Here is a 16474-nt window from a genome sequence, read left to right as displayed (position 1 = left end):
GATATGAAGGATGTTGTGAATACTTTAGTCCAGATCGCTCAAGCGTTATAGGTTCTGGATTGTAACTTTACGGTAAAAGCTTAAGATGCCTGTAAAAATTGAGCCCAGCTGGAAGGAAATGCTGCGAGAGGAATTTAGTAAAGAATATTTTGAAAACCTTATTGCATTTGTAAAGCAGGAATACGAAATTAAAACCTGTTATCCACCAGGAAATAAAATCTTTGCGGCCTTTGATCGTACACCTTTTGAAGAGGTCAAGGTGGTTATTTTAGGACAAGACCCATATCATGGTGCCGGTCAAGCAAACGGTTTGTGCTTTTCAGTAGCAGATGGGATTCCGCATCCACCATCACTCATCAATATATTTAAGGAACAGCAACGCGATACTGATTTGAGAAAGCCTTATCCCAAATCAGGCAACCTGGAACACTGGGCAGATCAAGGAGTTTTGCTCCTTAATGCAACACTTACTGTAGAAGCTGGAAAGGCCGGTAGCCATCAGAAAAAAGGTTGGGAACAATTCACCGATCATGTGATTAAAACTCTTGCAGAGGAACGTGAGAAGCTGGTTTTTATGCTTTGGGGAAGTTTTGCCAAAAGCAAGCTCAAATTTATCAATGAGAAAAAGCACTTTGTGCTCACTTCGGGACATCCATCACCATTAAGTGCCAATCGCGGCTACTGGTTTGACAACAAGCATTTCTCCAGATGCAACCGCTATTTGCAGGAGCAAGGGAAGAAGCCCATTGATTGGTAATCTATTCTTCCTCGTCAGGAAACGGTAGATCGTATAATAAATCTTCCAGTCTTATAGGCTCTTTTGATATGCCTACATTCATAAATTGTTCACTGATCTTTGCAACTGTCTTAGCGTTCAATTGCTGGTCGGTAAACTCTGTTCTCAAAAGCCATTGTTGTACGTCACCAACCTGTAGATCGTAATGTGAAGCAATGGTTCGGTCAATGCTTGGAATCTCTTTAAAATCAGCAGAATACTTATTAATAATTTGTAGCATTTTGATCAGTGCTTCCTGCTTTTCTGCAATGCATTGATCTGTTGCTGCAATGACAAAACTGGGCCATGGCGTTGCGATGGTTTCCAATCGTTTGAAAATTCCTTGATCTACATATGGCTGCGTCATATATCGTTCCCAAAGAAACAATTGCGCCTGTCCTGCACTCAAGGATTTTACGGCGCCATCGAGCGTGTTGACCAGGTCAAATTTTAATTCTTCAGGATTCCAATCGTGTCGCTTGGCAAGTAGAAAACTCATCAAATGCGAGCCACTGCCGTAACGACTTATGGCGATGACTGGATCGTGCAGTTGTGCAGTATCCTCTGCGATGAGGTTTGCAGGTGCATGAACACCCCATAACAAAGGTGATTTCACATACACCTGAAGGATTTTGGACGGATTTCCAGCGGTAATATCCTTGATAATTCCATCTGTCAAAATACAGGCGACATCAAGCTCGCCATCACGCAGCGCTTGGCACATTCTACCACTACCTTCTGGTATGTCCTGCCAGTTTAATTCTATGCTCGCTTTCGCGAAAGCGTCATCCTCAATAGCAAGGTGCCACGGTAAATTGAAATGTTCTGGAACGCCACCTATATTGATCGTTGTCATATTTATGCCTGGTGTTTGTTTTTTAAGTATTTATAAACCTCTTCTTGAGAGCGAATGATGTTATTCTCATCCGTCTCTACAAAAGGATTGTCTTCTTCAGGCGTGTGTATGCGTGCCTTGACGTTATCATTGAGTTGGATTTCAAGAATCTCGTCCAGCTCCTTGAAAATATCGTCGTCGTAAATAGGAGCGAGGACCTCTATGCGACGATCTAGATTACGGGACATCCAGTCTGCACTGCCCATAAACATGAGCGGCTCACCGTTATTGTGAAACTTATAAATCCTGCCGTGCTCCAGGTATCGATCTACAATCGAGGTCATATAAATGTTCTCACTTATTTGATCCAATTGTGGGATCAGACTCGAGAAACCACGCACGATCAATCTAATTTGAACTCCAGCTTGACTGGCTTTATAGAGTAAATTGATCATTCCAGGATCTTCCAGCTGATTCATTTTTGCAGTGATTTTGGCTGGTTTTCCTGCTTTAGCCGCATCGATTTCCTTACGAATCAAATCTTCAAAAGTTCTTCTTGTGGTAAACGGAGAAATGAGTAAGTGTTTGGCTCTGGGAATAATCAATTTGCCTTCCAATACCTTGAAAACGCGCGATAGATCTTTGGTGACCTGTTTGTTTGCGGTAAACAAGCCATGGTCGCAGTAGATCTTTGAGGTTTTGGCGTTGAAATTTCCTGTACCTATGTAAGCGTATCTTTTCAGTTTATTTTTCTCACGGCGCAGTACGAGCAATACCTTGCTATGGACCTTAATACGCGGATAACTGTAGATGACCTGAGCGCCATGTTCCTCAAAAATACGACCCCATTTGATGTTGTTTTCCTCATCAAATCTTGCTTTGGCTTCTACAAAAACGGTCACTTTTTTTCCATTTTTAAGGGCCGTTAACAGTGAATCTGTTAGATCACTTTCATCTGCTACGCGATACAAGCTTATTTTGATTTCTTCTACTTGATCGTCTGTGGAGCTTTGATCAATGAATTTTTGAACATAGTCAAAGGACATGAACGGAAAGTGAACCAATTGATCCTTTTCCTTAATGACATCAAAATAATTTTTACCGTGCAGTCCTGAATGTTCGATAACCTTCATTTCTGGCGCATGTAACTCTGGATTGTTGGTAGGATCTGGAAAACCAAAGAAATCATCAAAATTGTGATAGGCGCCACCAGCTACCATATCGATTTTGCCTAATCCCAGGCTTTTTCTAATATTCTTCCGCACCTCTTTAGGCATGGCCTCGTCGTAGAGAAATCGGGTAGGTTGACCATCTGTACGTTGAGCGAGAGATTCGTAAATCTTGTCTGCCAGTTCGCCTTCAAGTTCTTGATCCAGATACAATTCTGCATCTCTAGACAACTTGACCGAATAGCAACCTGTAATGGTTTCCTTTTCGAATAGATGTGGAAGCTTTAACTTGATAATATCATCCAGAAAACAGATGTAAAATTTTCCATCTTCTTGAGCGATCTCAACAAACCGCTGATCTTCATTTGATGGAACCTTGACAATACCGTATTTAGATTCATCCTCAAATGTTACGAGCAGATAGATATGCTGATTCTCAAGGAAAATATCGCTGTGCTTGCTGGCTTCCACTAATTCTGAATGGACCAGGCTCTTTAAATTCTCTTCAAAATAGTGAAGCGCTTCTTTTTTAAATTTATCCTGCAGCTCATCTTTTTTGAGAAGAATGATGTTGTGGTTGGCCAAATCAGGGACAATTTGGTCAAAGAAGATATCTCCTAACCATTGCTGTTGCTCATGGACTTTTTGCAGTAATTGCTTTACAAACTTGGATGGCCGTAGTGCTAGTTTTTTGCGTAAGCTCTTATCAACCCTTTTAAGCTGCCTTAGTTGTGAAACCCGAACTCTAAAATACTCATCGAGATTAGAAGAAAAAATCGCAATGAACTTCAAACGTTCATATAGCGGATTGCTAGTATCTGCAGCTTCTTGCAGCACCCGATCATTGAAGCTAAGCCAATTGATATCTCTGTGCTGATAAGGATAATCCTTTAGTTTTTCCACGAGCGTTTTATATGAACTCAAATTTCTAAATACTTAATATGCGATCTAACGTAAACTGAATCAACTTATCAACCGTCTTGTTGGGCGTTTTGGAAAAATCACCTGTGGCTCTATTGGCAAGAACCGCATTCAAAGAAACTGCTCTATGTCCCAGCAATGCTGCCATGGCATATATACCAGAAGTTTCCATTTCTAGATTGGTAATTTGGTGACCGTTAAATGAAAAATTGGAGATGAGTTGCTTTAATTCCTTATTGGATGGTGCCAACCTTAATCTACGGGACTGTGGACCGTAAAAACCAACATTGGTAATCGTGGTACCGTTTAACATTTCAATCGTCTGAAAGTGTTTTGCAAGCTCCCTATTACACTGGACAATATACGGTGTAGCCATATCATCAGATAACTTAAGTTCTTTGATAAGTGCATCTGCAAATTCTTTATCCTCAATATCATTGTCATACCAGTGCAGTAAACTGTCAAAGCCTATACCGCGCTGGGAAAGAAGAAATGAATCTATAGGAATATTGGGCTGTACGGCTCCTGTCGTACCTATACGTATGATGTCAAGAGAAGTGAGGTTCTCCTTGATCTGTCGAGTTTCAAAGTCAATATTGACCAATGCATCCAATTCATTAAACACGATATCAATATTGTCTGTTCCTATTCCTGTAGAAATAACACTGACAGGTTTACCTTTATAAGTTCCGGTATGTGTATGAAATTCTCTTTTGGCTACTTTATGCTCAATGAAATCAAAATACTTGGAGACTTCAGGAACACGTTCTGGATCACCAACGGTGATGATGGTATGGGCAAGTTGATCAGGTCTTAAATTCAAATGATAAATGCTACCATCCTTATTGAGGATCAACTCAGAATCCGAAAAGGTTGTCTTATCCATTGATCGCGATAGCTGAAATTTCTACATTCACATACTTTGGCAAGTTTGCTACTTCTACTGTTTCCCTTGCTGGTGCGGTGGCTTCATCAAAGTAGCTACCATAAACCTTATTCACTGTAGCAAAGTTTTTCATGTCGCTTAAAAAAATACTGGTCTTGACCACGTGATCAAAACTCATCCCAGCAGCTTTAAGTACTTCTTGTAGGTTTTTCATCACTAAATGAGTTTCCTTTTCAAGATCACTGGTATCAAGATTTCCAGTAGATGGATCAATGGCAATCTGGCCGCTCGTATATAATGTATGTTGATGCAATCCTCTCCATAAAACCGCTTGATTGTACGGTCCTATGGGATTGGGCGCTGTCTTAGTGTATATAATTTCCTTCATGTCGATAAATATAATGGTTTATGATAGAGCAAAAAAAAACGCACCATTTTCAGGCGCGTTTTTACAATAGATTTAGCTTTTCAGGCTATTGATCGGCTTCCATGAGTTCCATCTCAAAGATGATGTTCGAGTTAGGTGGTATAGGACCGTTTCCAGCCTCACCATAGGCAAACTCTGCAGGAATAAAGGCTACGATTTTGTCACCATAATTCATGGATAATAATGCATCTCTAAAACCAGGAATCGCTGCCGCTTGCTTGCTGTACTGCACTGGAATAGCTCTGTACATATTAGCTCTTTCCTTATTAGGGTTGACCGCATCAAATTCTTGAGCCGTTTCAATACTGCTACTGTCAAAGAGGTTACCGTTTTCTAAAAATCCAGAATATTCCAATAAAACTCTAGTTCCTTCTTCTGGCTTACCGCCATTGCCTTTCTCGATAGAATAAACCATCACGCTGCTGTTGGGCAACTTACTGGCCTTAGCTTTCATCTCTGCAAATTCATTTGCTTTTGCCTCACGCTTTGCTGGTGCTGCCGCGCGACGGTCTTCTGCTAGTTTTTGTGCGGCGATACGCTCTTGTTCTGCAAGTTCCTGACCTTCTTTGAAAGTCTTTACGGCATCCCATTTTTTGGCTTCTTTACCTTTTCTAATGATTCTTACTTTTTTCATTATAACGCTATCCACTGGACGATTGTCTCTAGGATTAGTCGCTACCGTCGATATGGAGTCGATCACGGCAAGTCCTTCTATGACTTTACCAAAAACGTTATAACCACCATCCAGATTTGCATTGGGCTCGTCCATGATAAAAAACTGGCTACCATTAGTACCAGGTCCAGCATTTGCCATGGAAAGAATTCCTTTTTCATCGTGCTTTAAAGTATCGACGATTTCTTGAGCAAATTGGTAACCTGTTTGACCAGAACCTGTACCGGTATAGTCACCACCTTGGATCATGAAACTATCAATGACCCTATGGAAGATCAATCCATCATAGAAAGGCTTTCCTTTAAGACTGTCCAGTACGTACTCGTGATTACCTTCGGTAAGTGCGACAAAGTTTGCCACTGTAGTAGGTGCAGCTTCATAATAAAGCTCTGCCAGCATGGTTCCCTTTGTAGTCTGGAATTCTGCATAGATGCCGTCCTCCATGTCTGGATACTCGTTTTTACAGGACGCTGCAGTTAATATGATGGCTAGAATAAGTAGTAAGCCGTGAATTTTCTTCATTTTCAAAAATTTAATTAGAATTATAGGGTTTGTGGTTGAGTTCGCTTTCGCGAAAGCGAAACAAATTTAATATTAATTACTCTTATCAATCTCCAGCAATTTAACCGTGCTTTTGATAGGTGTATGCAAGCCTATCCTTTTTTCATCGCCATAGAAACCATAGGCCGTGTACGACGGGAAATAAAAGACGACTTCATCATTTTCCTGCATCAATTTGAGACCTTCACGCAGGCCTTTGAAGATGCCGTATTCCTGTTCCAGACTTTTAGTGACTGGTGAGAGTTCTTCCTTACTATAAATGGTCTCGCCGTCAATAGTCTCGATGTTGTATTCAAAAGTCACGCGATCGCCAAATTCTGGACGGTCACCAGCAATGCTGTCCTGGACAATAAAACGGTAATAAAATCCATTGGAAGATCTCAGAAATTCAGTAGAATCTGCCTTGATTAGTTTTTCTATATAGGCTTCTTCGGCAGCGTTTCTTTGTTTGTTTAGTTCGATAGAGAAATCAGTCCTGGTGCTGGTTTTACGCTCGATGGGCTCACGCGCCTCCAGGTTTTTGCAACTGATCAACAACCCGACAAGTAGCGTCAGTACGAGACTATATTTGAGTATCCTGTAGGGCTTTTTCATAGTCGCGCAATATAAGGATTAATTTGTCTTTAGTTTCTTGCATACTTAGTTCTGACCTGCCGCCAGCCGCATTCTTGTGGCCACCACCATTCCAGTGTTTTCGGGCCATTTCATTCACGTCAAAATCACCTTTGGACCTTAGGGAAGTCTTGATGATGCTCTCATCCTTTTTCTCGATAAAGATCTGTGCAAATACCACGTCGTCCAGACTCAAGGCATAATTGACAAAGCCTTCAGTATCGCCTTTTTGGAAATTGTTGTCGTCCAGCTCTTGTTGTGTCAAGGTGATAAAGGCAGTTCTATATTGGGGTAGAACGGTGAGATTGTTTAGTGCCACACCCAACAATTTCATTCTTGATGGTGTGTTCACGTCATAGATTTTGCGGTTGATGGCCTCGCTATCGGCACCTTTATCTACCAGGTTAGCTGCAACGCGCAGCGTGGTAGAAGTTGTGGATCTATATTTGAAACTGCCCGTATCTGTTAAAATACCGGTATACAGACTTGTGGCCATGGCAGCATCGATTTGATTCAAGGCATCCATCTTATCTAAAAAGTGATACATCATCTCACATGTACTGCTCATGCTGGTGTCGCTATACATATAGGTAGCAAAATCATCAGGCTGCTGGTGATGATCAATCATCACAAAGGTCGCATTAGACTGTGATAGTGGTGATTCCATATCGCCGGTTCTATGCAAGGCATTGTGATCCAAGATAAAAATGAAATCTGCCGCTGCGATAAGCGCGTCAGATTCAGATCTGCTCTGCTCATAGTTCAAAATCTTATCGCTATGCGTCAACCACGACAGAAAGGATGGGAAATCGTTGGGCGAAATCATACTTACCTCATGATTCTGTTTAATGAGAAAACTATAAAGCGCGGTAATGGAACCAACAGCATCACCGTCCGGACTTTTATGAGGTACGATGACAATTTTCTGTGGCGTTGATAATTCAGCCTTCAGTTTTTGGATTTCTTCTTTTTGCATAAGGCTGCAAAAATAGGATTTCTAGGCATTTGACGATGGTAGATAAGCAGATATGTGTGAAGTACCTATGGCAAAAAAGCTTAAATACATTGTTTAAAGCCTTTTATATGACGTACTTTTGCACCGCAATTTTAAAAATGAAAAATGGCAACGAATAGAACATTTACAATGATCAAACCTGATGCTGTCGAGGATGGACACATAGGTGCTATACTAGAAAAAATAACAAGCAGTGGTTTTAAGATCGCCGCTTTGAAATTGACACAGATGACTGTGGCAGATGCTGAAGAATTTTATGCCATTCACAGTGAGCGTCCATTCTTTGGCGAATTGGTAGAATTCATGTCTCGTGGTCCTATCGTGGCAGCAGTATTGGAGAAAGAAAATGCCGTAGCAGATTTCCGTACCTTGATAGGTGCGACCAACCCATCTGAGGCTGCTGATGGAACCATAAGAAAATTATTTGCCAAAAGTGTAGGCGAGAATGCCGTACACGGTAGCGATAGTGATGAGAATGCAGCGATTGAGGCAGCATTCCACTTTGCAGGAAGAGAGATGTTCTAGAGAACATTCTTTATAAAATTAAAAACCCATCTTGATTGATTCAAGATGGGTTTTTTGTTTCAACGCTTTCGCGAAAGCGAATTTATTTAATCCTCGTGACTTTTAAGATCTTTCAATTTATACATAGTTCGCCACAAATAATAAATGGCCATAACCATCAAAGGTGCAATGGTTTGTAAAAATAGCCATGCAAAATTTTTCCAGTTAAAATATTCATACTGGAAATTTATTTCCGAACTATAGAACAGCAGTGATAGAACAGCCGCTGCAATACTTCCAGCCACAAAACCTTTGTAAATTTTATCCATCAATCCTAATCATTTCAAACTCTTCGGGTCCATCTGGTGTGTAGGATATGCACTTGTAACCATAATCCATCACATCAGTAATCACAACTCTCAGGACGCTGGAAACCACGGCCATGTTATCTAGGTTATCGGTATCGGTAATGTGCAGTTCGTATTCACAATCAGTGATCCATACGACATCGCTGTAAATCTTGAGATCGTCGGTTTTGCTTATTTCCACACTGGTCGTCTCATTGCGGTCAATGATCCACTCGCCATAGGCAGGATTGGCATACTTGAACTTACCCGTTTTAACCGAAGAGCAGTCTAGAACTTCAACCACATCATCTGCGGAAGAGTCCTTATCGTTTTTGCAGCTCATGGTAGCAAACATGAGAACCATAAAGAATAGAGTAGAAGCGATGTTGTTTTTCATACTTAGAAATTCTGTGCAAGCCATTCATAGACTTTAGGTAAAGGTAATCCCATCACGTTATAATAGCAACCATCCAACTTTTCAATGCCGGTATATCCTATCCAGTCTTGTATGCCATAGGCGCCAGCACGATCCATAGGTTGATACGTATCGACGTAATAGGAAATCTCCGCAGTGGTAAGTTTTTTAAAATAGACTTTGGTACAATCGGTTATAGTGTCTTGTTTTGTACTTGTGGTAAATGTGACCGATGTATATACTTCGTGCATCTTGCCACTCATGGAGGCAAGCATTTCTTTGGCGTGCTGTTCGTTTTCTGGTTTGCCTAAAGCCTCATTATCCAACCATACAATGGTGTCGCTGGTTATAAGCAGCTCATTTTCCTTAACGTCATTTTGAAATGCTTTCGCCTTGAGCGCCGCAAGAAAAGCGGTGATTTCACCAGCAGTTAAGTGATCTTCATAAACTTCATCGACAGGCCTAGTTTCAATTCTAAAATCGATGTCCAGTCCTTTTAGTAATTCTTGCCGGCGTGGCGACTGTGAGGCAAGTATGATGTCTATATGTTGAAGTTTTTCCTGTAACATTTAAAATTTGATTAAGGCAATACCTATGATACCAGTGAGTAAAACCAATTTACAAACCAATGAAAGTATTGCTAATTCTTTTTTGGATACGGCCGTCCACAATCTGATTCCCAGAAACATTAACGGCGCCATGATTAAAAACACGATATAGTACAAGGTCACACGGTCTGCAAATAGCTGATCAAAAACCAGATAACCTATAACCAATACTAAGATAATGGTATAAATGGACAACACTTTCAACGCCCTAAGTCGGCCCAGAACGATGGCAAGACTGTTCCTACCAGTGGCGTGATCACCTTTTACATCTTGGCAATCCTTGATATTTTCTCTTAGAAGATTTACTAAAAAAGCAAAAAGGGAAAATATCAAGAGATGCCGGAATACAGATAACTGTATAGCTCTATTTAAATCGGTTATTGAGGGAACCAGTTCAAAAACTGCGATGATAATCACCACCAACGCTACTAGTACAGAGATTACCACATTTCCCAAAAGCAGTATTTTCTTTAGGTTGGTCGCATACAAATAAAGTACAAAGGACACGATGATAAAGATTGCGGCTAGGCTAGGTAAGTGTATGCTATTGGCTAGAATAAATCCAGCAACAACGGCAAGAATAGTCAATAGGATGTAAAAATTGAAGGCTTTTTTTTCTGTGATACGTTTGCCCACGATTACTTTATCCGGTTTATTGAGCACATCTGTAGCAACGTCATAAATATCGTTGATCACGTTACCACTCGCCGTCAACAAAGCGGTGGCCAGTAGCAATAAAAACACCTGCCAAGATTCTAAAGCCAAGGAAGCCTGCGTCTGCGGTAAATAGCCGTATATAATGACCAGCTGAGTAAGAACGGTCATCAACACATTAGGCCATCGAGTAAGTTTTAAGTATATCAACTGCTAGCGGCGTTTTTACCATATTCCACCTTCCATTTACCATGCACTTTCATGACTTGCTCAATGACATCGCGTACACAGGCATCGCCACCTTTTTTGTGGGAAATATAATCGCAAACCGCTTTGACTTCTGGAATGGCATCCTGTGGACAGCTAGCCAGTCCTACATGTTCCAAAACGGGAACGTCAGGCATATCGTCGCCCATGTATAGTAGCTCTTCTGCTGTTAAATCGTGTTTATCCATATATTCCTGGAGCTCCTTCATTTTATCGTGAGCGTCCAGAAACACGTCATTAACGCCTAGTCCCAGTAGTCTGGATTTGACACCTTCATTTTTACCACCAGTTATAATGCAGACCAGATATCCATTATTTAATGCGGTTTTCATTGCATAGCCATCCTTGGCATTCATGGTGCGCAGTAATTCACCACTATCTGAAATTAGCAGTCGACCATCCGTTAGCACGCCATCGACGTCAAAAATAAAGGCCTTGATATTAGTGAGCAGTTTCTTATAATTCGTCTTCATAGGTACGTTTGATGGATTCACTTATGGCCAGATACATGGCTTGATCTTCTTCTTTTAATTGCTTCAAATGACGCTCGATGGTTTTTTGGTCACCACGGCGCGCTGGTCCCGTTTGTGCCTCTTGAGCGGTTGTGGACTGAGCATTTGTGAGCGTTTCTGCCCTCAATTCATTTAGAAGGTCTTGATCAAGGTCGGCGTTTTTTAGGATTTCCGCAGATTTGAAATAACAGTGATTGACAAAATTGTTCATATAGACAGCGGCAAGATGAAGTTGTTGTCGTTGCGTGGAGTTGATATGAGTTCGCTTTCGCGAAAGCGTACCAGCCACCAACCTCAATTTTTCATCAATTTCCTGTGAGTTAGATTCCAGGCATACGGTAACTTCTTCCAAAGCCGCTCTTCGGTATTTGGTAAAAGTTTGCGGGATGTAGAGAACACCATGCTGCTCATGTCGTGCCAAAACATTCATAGGAACGCTACCGCTGGTATGCGCCACGGCCTGATTTTGAGGCACGAACTGACTTACTTCTTGAATCGCATCGTCTGGTACCGCGATGATGTAAAGATCGCATGGCGGCCAGTTTTCTTTGAACAATGGCGCATTGATTTCTGAAAGTTTTGAACCGCTTTGGTTCGTATATCCAACAAGCTTGACTTGAGAATCTACAGCAGTTTCCAGCGCGCTACACAATTGCATTCCCAGATTACCGGTACCTATGACAAAAACACTGATCATACTGTAAAAATAGGAAGTAACAAGCGACAGACAAGGTATGGCATTGCGGCTTTTGTAAAGTATCTTTGCACACCTTTAAATAGACCTATGAAAGACAGGATAATAGCGATTCTTTTCTCCACTAGAACCATGTCCATTTTACTGATTGTTTTTGCGATAAGCATGGCCGTCGGTACCTTTATTGAAAACTCCTACGACACGCCTACTTCAAAGCTTTGGGTATATAATACTTGGTGGTTTAGCGCCTTGATGTTGTGGTTGATGCTCAACTTTATAGGTAACATCAAACGCTATCAATTATGGCAGTGGAAGAAATGGGCAACGCTCACCATGCACTTGTCATGGATTCTTATCATCATAGGCGCTGGAATCACGAGATACATTTCTTATGAAGGAATGATGTTGATACGTGAAGGCCAGACAGAAGATACCTTTTTAAGTGATGAGACGTATTACAGCGTTTTGATCCAGGGCGAGGATCCCAACGGGAATCCCATGCAACGTGAAGTGAGAGAAGAAGTCTTGTTAAGCCGCTATGATTATGACGATGTGGAAACTTTTGAATTCTATGACAAAGAGGTCAGCTTTCAAGTAGATACGCTTATTTATGACGCGGTAGAAGGATTAAAGCCTAGTGAAAATGGCGATCGTTACCTCAAGATTGTTGAAGCTGGATCTGGATCCAGACATGATCACTTGATAAAAGATGGCGAGGAAGCTAGTATTCACGGTGTTCTTTTTGCCGTAAACAAAGATCCTCAAGAAGCGGCCGAGAAAGGCATGATCAACATTATCGAGAACTGGAATGGTTACTCCATCCAGACACCTTTTGAAGGTGATTACCTAAGAATGGCAGACCAGCAAAAGGGCGAGGTCTTTGCAGATTCTCTCCAACCATTACAGTTGCGTTCCCTGTACAACATGGCAGGAATGCAGTTTGTCATTCCAGAACCTATACAGCAAGGAGAAGTAGGTATTGTGGCGAGTGCAGAACCTACATCGGCTAAAGCATATGGCCTTATTGGAACCTTGCGCAGCGGTGATGATGAGCAACGCATTGAATTGATGGGTGGAAAAGGCATCTTGACAGATTATTCCAGCACTGACATTAACGGTCTAAAATTTTATATGAAATATGGATCTATTGACCGCGAACTTCCCTTTAGCATCACTCTCAAAGACTTTATCGCCACTAAATATCCTGGAACGGAAAAAGGTTATTCTGCGTTTGAGAGTCAGGTCGTGGTCAACGATGCTGATAGTACCAAAACTGAAGAACGTATTTATATGAACCACGTTTTGGACAAAGCTGGTTTTAGATTTTTCCAATCTGGTTTTGATCCAGATGAGCTGGGAACACACCTGTCGGTAAATCATGACTTCTGGGGTAAGGCTGTTACCTATGCTGGATATATTTTGTTGTACATAGCGATGATGGCTTTGATCTTTGATCCTAATACCAGATTTGGTGAGCTGCGCAGATTGATCAATCGAGTAGAGAAGCGTAAAGCTAAAAAAGTGTTGATGATCGCAGTGTTGATGAGTGGTAGTTTCGCTTTCGCGAAACCTGCATTGAGCGTAGCCGAAATGGCGAATTACCAACAACCACCTACACAAACTGACAGCGTTGCGGTAGATCATACGGGTCACAACCACGCGGTCCAACAACCTGCCTTTCAAAATCATGCAGGACATGACCTTGAGACTGTAGATGGAGACACCTCCATGGAAAGTCGTGATGGTGTTAGTACCAACATGCCGGCAGACGCCATGAAAGCAGAACAAGCGGCACCTGCCACGCCACAGGTACTTCCAGAAATCCCATTGCGGGTTTTAGATAGCATCATCGTGGCAAATATGGTTCCCAAGGCACAGGCAGACCGTTTTGGTAGAGTAGTGGTACAGGACAATGGTCGTATGAAGCCTATCGCAACTCTAGCATCTGAGGTGCTGCGACGCATGTCAGAGCGTGATTATTATGAGGCAAAAGTGGGCGATTCCACAGTGCGCTTATCTCCAGAACAAACGCTTATAAGCATGATGCAAATGGGCCAACTTTGGTTTGAGGTGCCCATTATCAAATTGTATTACAAGAACGATTCTTTAAAATCGGTTATTGATGTGGATAAAAGTCGCTCGTATGCCAGCGGTATGGATTTCTTTAGAAAACCTAACGGCGAGGTAGGTGGCTATAAATTAAGTCCGTTCTTGGACGATGCCAACAGTGCCGACGTCAAAACCAATATTCAAAACGAATTTATTGATATCAACTTTAGCGTTGGTTTGCTGGACCAAGTCATCAGTGGTTCGATTTTAAAGATTTTCCCTAATCCCAATGCAGAAAATAATACTTGGTATTCTGCACTGGAAAGAGATGAGGCTGGCTTTGAACGTGAAGGCGATTATAATTTTGTAAGGGATTTTGTACCAGCATATACGACATTACTTAATGAAGGTAACCAGACAGGTGATTATTTAAGAGCCAATACTGCGCTCAATAGTCTATTTGAATTTCAGCGCGCTTATGGTACCGATGTGATGCCATCAGAAGACAAGATTGAGGCAGAAATCCTTTACAACAAATATGACGTCTTCAAGAGCTTGTACAAATGGTACGTGTGGTTTGGAGTCGTGATGCTGATCCTATTGATCGTTGAGATCGTTAGGCCTATGAAAGAAATCCGCTGGACGATTAAATTTCACAAGTATGCCATTTTTGGGATCTTCTTGGTACACACTCTTGCGCTGGCGGTTCGCTGGTATTTGAGTGGTCACGCACCATGGTCAGATGCTTATGAATCCTTGATTTATGTCGCTTGGGCTACCATGGCCTTTGGGTTGATGTTTGGAAGAAAAAGTGAAATGACTATTGCCAGCACGGCTTTTGTGGTCGCCATTATATTATGGGTGGCGCAATTGAACTGGCTCGATCCATCGATAGCCAACCTTCAACCGGTACTGGATTCATACTGGTTAATGATTCACGTTGCCGTGATTGTAGGTAGTTATGGGCCATTTGCCTTGGGGATGATTCTAGGTATCGTGACCTTGATCTTGATGATTTTCTCGTCTAAGAAGAATAAAAAGAAAATGGATCTTAACATCAAAGAGTTGACCTACATCAACGAGGTTTCTTTGACGGTAGGCTTGATCATGTTGACCATAGGTAACTTTTTGGGAGCCATGTGGGCTAATGAAAGTTGGGGACGTTACTGGGGTTGGGATCCTAAGGAAACTTGGGCTTTGATTACCATTTTCGTTTATGCCTTTGTACTGCACTTGAGATTGGTTCCAGGCTTGAAAGGCCGCTGGACGTTCAATCTATGGTCTGTGTTGGCTTTTTACAGCGTGATGATGACCTATTTTGGAGTGAATTTTTACCTATCTGGACTGCACAGTTATGCTAGTGGTGACCAGATCATTTCCTATCAAGCCATTTTCGGATCACTCGCATTCGTGGCTATCCTAGCAGGATTTGCCCTATGGAGAGAAAAAAAGGTGTACGGTAAGAAAAGGTTGAAATAGAGTTCGATTTCCTGTCTACCGACAGGCAGGCGCGAAAGTTCGACACTTAATATCTTCTCTTAAACGAGTACCTAGTTCAGTTTTTCACACTTGGTCTTCAAGATCGCTTTTTTCATAGCGGTTATGAATCGCAATGATGCAAAGGCCAAAGGCCACAGCAACGACGATGAGTACCGTGCTGATCAAGTCGTCCACACCAAAGGACATGCGAATGAGTATCGTAGATATGATGAATCCAGAGTTTCTGATGATCTTATGAAAATGGTGCGTGTAGAAAAAGCTAATGAGTAAAAGCACGACGTCAACTAGGATCAAAATGGTAAAGAATTGGTCAAAAAACAGATTATTGATGCTCTCAAAAGCACCAACTTGATCGCTGGTGCCGGCGACTCCTATCACCCAATCTATTAAAGTATACAGCGCCATGCCAAAGAATAATGGCAACAGGAAAACAGCGATGGTTTTCTTTTGAAATATAAAGCTCTGAATAATCTTCTGGTCAATTTTCTCGCTGATATACTTTTTCTTGCCTTGCTTCTGGAATAAATAAATGAGGTAGAATAGGACTAGAGAAGCGATGATGTCATAGGTAAACTGCAGGTCTCCTTTGATCTCAAACCAGTCAGAACTTAGCTTTAAAGCAGATAGGTCCTTAAACAGCTTACGGATGATAATGAGCGTAATGATCTCATACTGCTTGATGATATAGGTCGTAAACGATTTGGGTAGATAATAAATTAGCAGATAGACCTCATAAATCAATATAAAGGAGAAAGGTGTATAAACAGATGAGATTGGGTTCTCCAGTAATTCTGGAAGATTTTGAAAGGTGATCACCTCAAATTTCACCAGATAGATCAATAACAAATGGATAAAGAAACTGATGAGCGCGATGATAAGGATGACACGCTCTACAATGCCTCGTGTTTTATCTGAAAGAAGTACATCAAAGGATTTGTTGAGTAGTTGATTATTTTGCAGCATGTTGGCAGATTAGCATATGGCAACAAGTCGTGCCATATATCTAAGAGTAGTCAACTATCTCTTTAACTTACAGTAGGCTATGTTTTA

General features: G+C 41.5%; 17 protein-coding genes. 3 read left to right on the top strand and 14 right to left on the bottom strand.

The features are described from left to right. Positions 1-85 precede the first annotated feature (85 nt). A complete protein-coding gene (gene ung, locus AAU57_RS10115) occupies positions 86-757 on the top strand; it encodes a uracil-DNA glycosylase (protein WP_055412800.1) in 672 nt (223 codons plus the stop codon). A gap of 1 nt (position 758) precedes the next feature. On the opposite strand, the gene AAU57_RS10110 is transcribed toward ung, so the two are convergent. The 7 genes from AAU57_RS10110 to AAU57_RS10080 all read right to left on the bottom strand — a co-directional run bounded on the left by AAU57_RS10110 (position 759) and on the right by AAU57_RS10080 (position 7835). Then, on the bottom strand, positions 759-1631 hold the full coding sequence (locus AAU57_RS10110; RefSeq protein WP_055412799.1) for a substrate-binding domain-containing protein: 873 nt from the start codon (positions 1629-1631) through the stop codon (positions 759-761). Positions 1632-1633: 2 nt separating this feature from the next. Then, on the bottom strand, positions 1634-3703 hold the full coding sequence (ppk1, locus tag AAU57_RS10105) for a polyphosphate kinase 1 (RefSeq protein ID WP_231717799.1): 2070 nt from the start codon (positions 3701-3703) through the stop codon (positions 1634-1636). 4 nt (positions 3704-3707) lie between these two features. Continuing rightward, on the bottom strand, positions 3708-4586 hold the full coding sequence (locus AAU57_RS10100; RefSeq protein ID WP_055412797.1) for a nucleoside phosphorylase: 879 nt from the start codon (positions 4584-4586) through the stop codon (positions 3708-3710). Beyond that, positions 4579-4974 carry a Rid family detoxifying hydrolase gene (locus AAU57_RS10095; protein ID WP_055412796.1) on the bottom strand — a complete coding sequence of 132 codons (396 nt, stop codon included), beginning with the start codon at positions 4972-4974 and terminating at the stop codon, positions 4579-4581. The genes AAU57_RS10100 and AAU57_RS10095 overlap by 8 nt, the downstream gene beginning before the upstream one ends. Before the next feature lie 85 nt (positions 4975-5059). Beyond that, positions 5060-6208, bottom strand: coding sequence for a peptidylprolyl isomerase (locus AAU57_RS10090; RefSeq protein ID WP_055412795.1), 1149 nt, complete (start codon positions 6206-6208; stop codon positions 5060-5062). 72 nt (positions 6209-6280) lie between these two features. Further along, positions 6281-6841 carry a gliding motility-associated peptidyl-prolyl isomerase GldI gene (gene gldI, locus AAU57_RS10085; RefSeq protein WP_055412794.1) on the bottom strand — a complete coding sequence of 187 codons (561 nt, stop codon included), beginning with the start codon at positions 6839-6841 and terminating at the stop codon, positions 6281-6283. Next, the gene (locus AAU57_RS10080; RefSeq protein WP_055412793.1) at positions 6810-7835 is read right to left on the bottom strand and encodes a DHH family phosphoesterase; all 1026 of its coding nucleotides are present in this window, start codon (positions 7833-7835) and stop codon (positions 6810-6812) included. The genes gldI and AAU57_RS10080 overlap by 32 nt, the downstream gene beginning before the upstream one ends. Positions 7836-7979: 144 nt before the next feature. Between AAU57_RS10080 and AAU57_RS10075 the strand changes: the two genes are divergently transcribed. Beyond that, positions 7980-8399, top strand: coding sequence for a nucleoside-diphosphate kinase (locus AAU57_RS10075; protein WP_055412792.1), 420 nt, complete (start codon positions 7980-7982; stop codon positions 8397-8399). Between the two features lie 86 nt (positions 8400-8485). On the opposite strand, the gene AAU57_RS10070 is transcribed toward AAU57_RS10075, so the two are convergent. Genes AAU57_RS10070 through AAU57_RS10045 form a run of 6 tightly spaced genes read right to left on the bottom strand, consistent with a single transcriptional unit; the run spans position 8486 to position 11878 of the window. Next, the gene (locus tag AAU57_RS10070; protein WP_055412791.1) at positions 8486-8707 is read right to left on the bottom strand and encodes a hypothetical protein; all 222 of its coding nucleotides are present in this window, start codon (positions 8705-8707) and stop codon (positions 8486-8488) included. Then, complete coding sequence (locus tag AAU57_RS10065) at positions 8700-9122, bottom strand: hypothetical protein (protein WP_156340106.1); 423 nt, start codon at positions 9120-9122, stop codon at positions 8700-8702. The genes AAU57_RS10070 and AAU57_RS10065 overlap by 8 nt, the downstream gene beginning before the upstream one ends. Positions 9123-9124: 2 nt before the next feature. Further along, on the bottom strand, positions 9125-9709 hold the full coding sequence (locus AAU57_RS10060) for a Maf family nucleotide pyrophosphatase (RefSeq protein ID WP_055412789.1): 585 nt from the start codon (positions 9707-9709) through the stop codon (positions 9125-9127). Continuing rightward, a complete protein-coding gene (locus AAU57_RS10055) occupies positions 9710-10612 on the bottom strand; it encodes a geranylgeranylglycerol-phosphate geranylgeranyltransferase (protein WP_231717798.1) in 903 nt (300 codons plus the stop codon). Then, positions 10609-11142 carry a KdsC family phosphatase gene (locus AAU57_RS10050; RefSeq protein ID WP_055412787.1) on the bottom strand — a complete coding sequence of 178 codons (534 nt, stop codon included), beginning with the start codon at positions 11140-11142 and terminating at the stop codon, positions 10609-10611. Before AAU57_RS10050 ends, AAU57_RS10055 begins: the two co-directional genes overlap by 4 nt. Further along, the gene (locus AAU57_RS10045) at positions 11126-11878 is read right to left on the bottom strand and encodes a Rossmann-like and DUF2520 domain-containing protein (protein WP_055412786.1); all 753 of its coding nucleotides are present in this window, start codon (positions 11876-11878) and stop codon (positions 11126-11128) included. The genes AAU57_RS10050 and AAU57_RS10045 overlap by 17 nt, the downstream gene beginning before the upstream one ends. An 87-nt stretch (positions 11879-11965) precedes the next feature. Here AAU57_RS10045 and ccsA point away from each other — a divergent pair, with 87 nt between their 5' ends. Beyond that, complete coding sequence (gene ccsA / locus AAU57_RS10040) at positions 11966-15403, top strand: cytochrome c biogenesis protein CcsA (protein ID WP_055412785.1); 3438 nt, start codon at positions 11966-11968, stop codon at positions 15401-15403. An 84-nt stretch (positions 15404-15487) separates the two neighbouring features. Here ccsA and AAU57_RS10035 read toward each other — a convergent pair whose 3' ends face one another. After that, positions 15488-16387, bottom strand: a complete 900-nt coding sequence (locus AAU57_RS10035) for a hypothetical protein (protein ID WP_055412784.1) — start codon at positions 16385-16387, stop codon at positions 15488-15490. Positions 16388-16474 lie beyond the last annotated feature (87 nt).

The organism is Nonlabens sp. YIK11 (assembly GCF_001413925.1).
Lineage (GTDB): Bacteria > Bacteroidota > Bacteroidia > Flavobacteriales > Flavobacteriaceae > Nonlabens.
The sequence above is the reverse complement of the archived record's forward strand: the minus strand, read 5'-3'. Positions and strand labels throughout refer to the sequence as shown.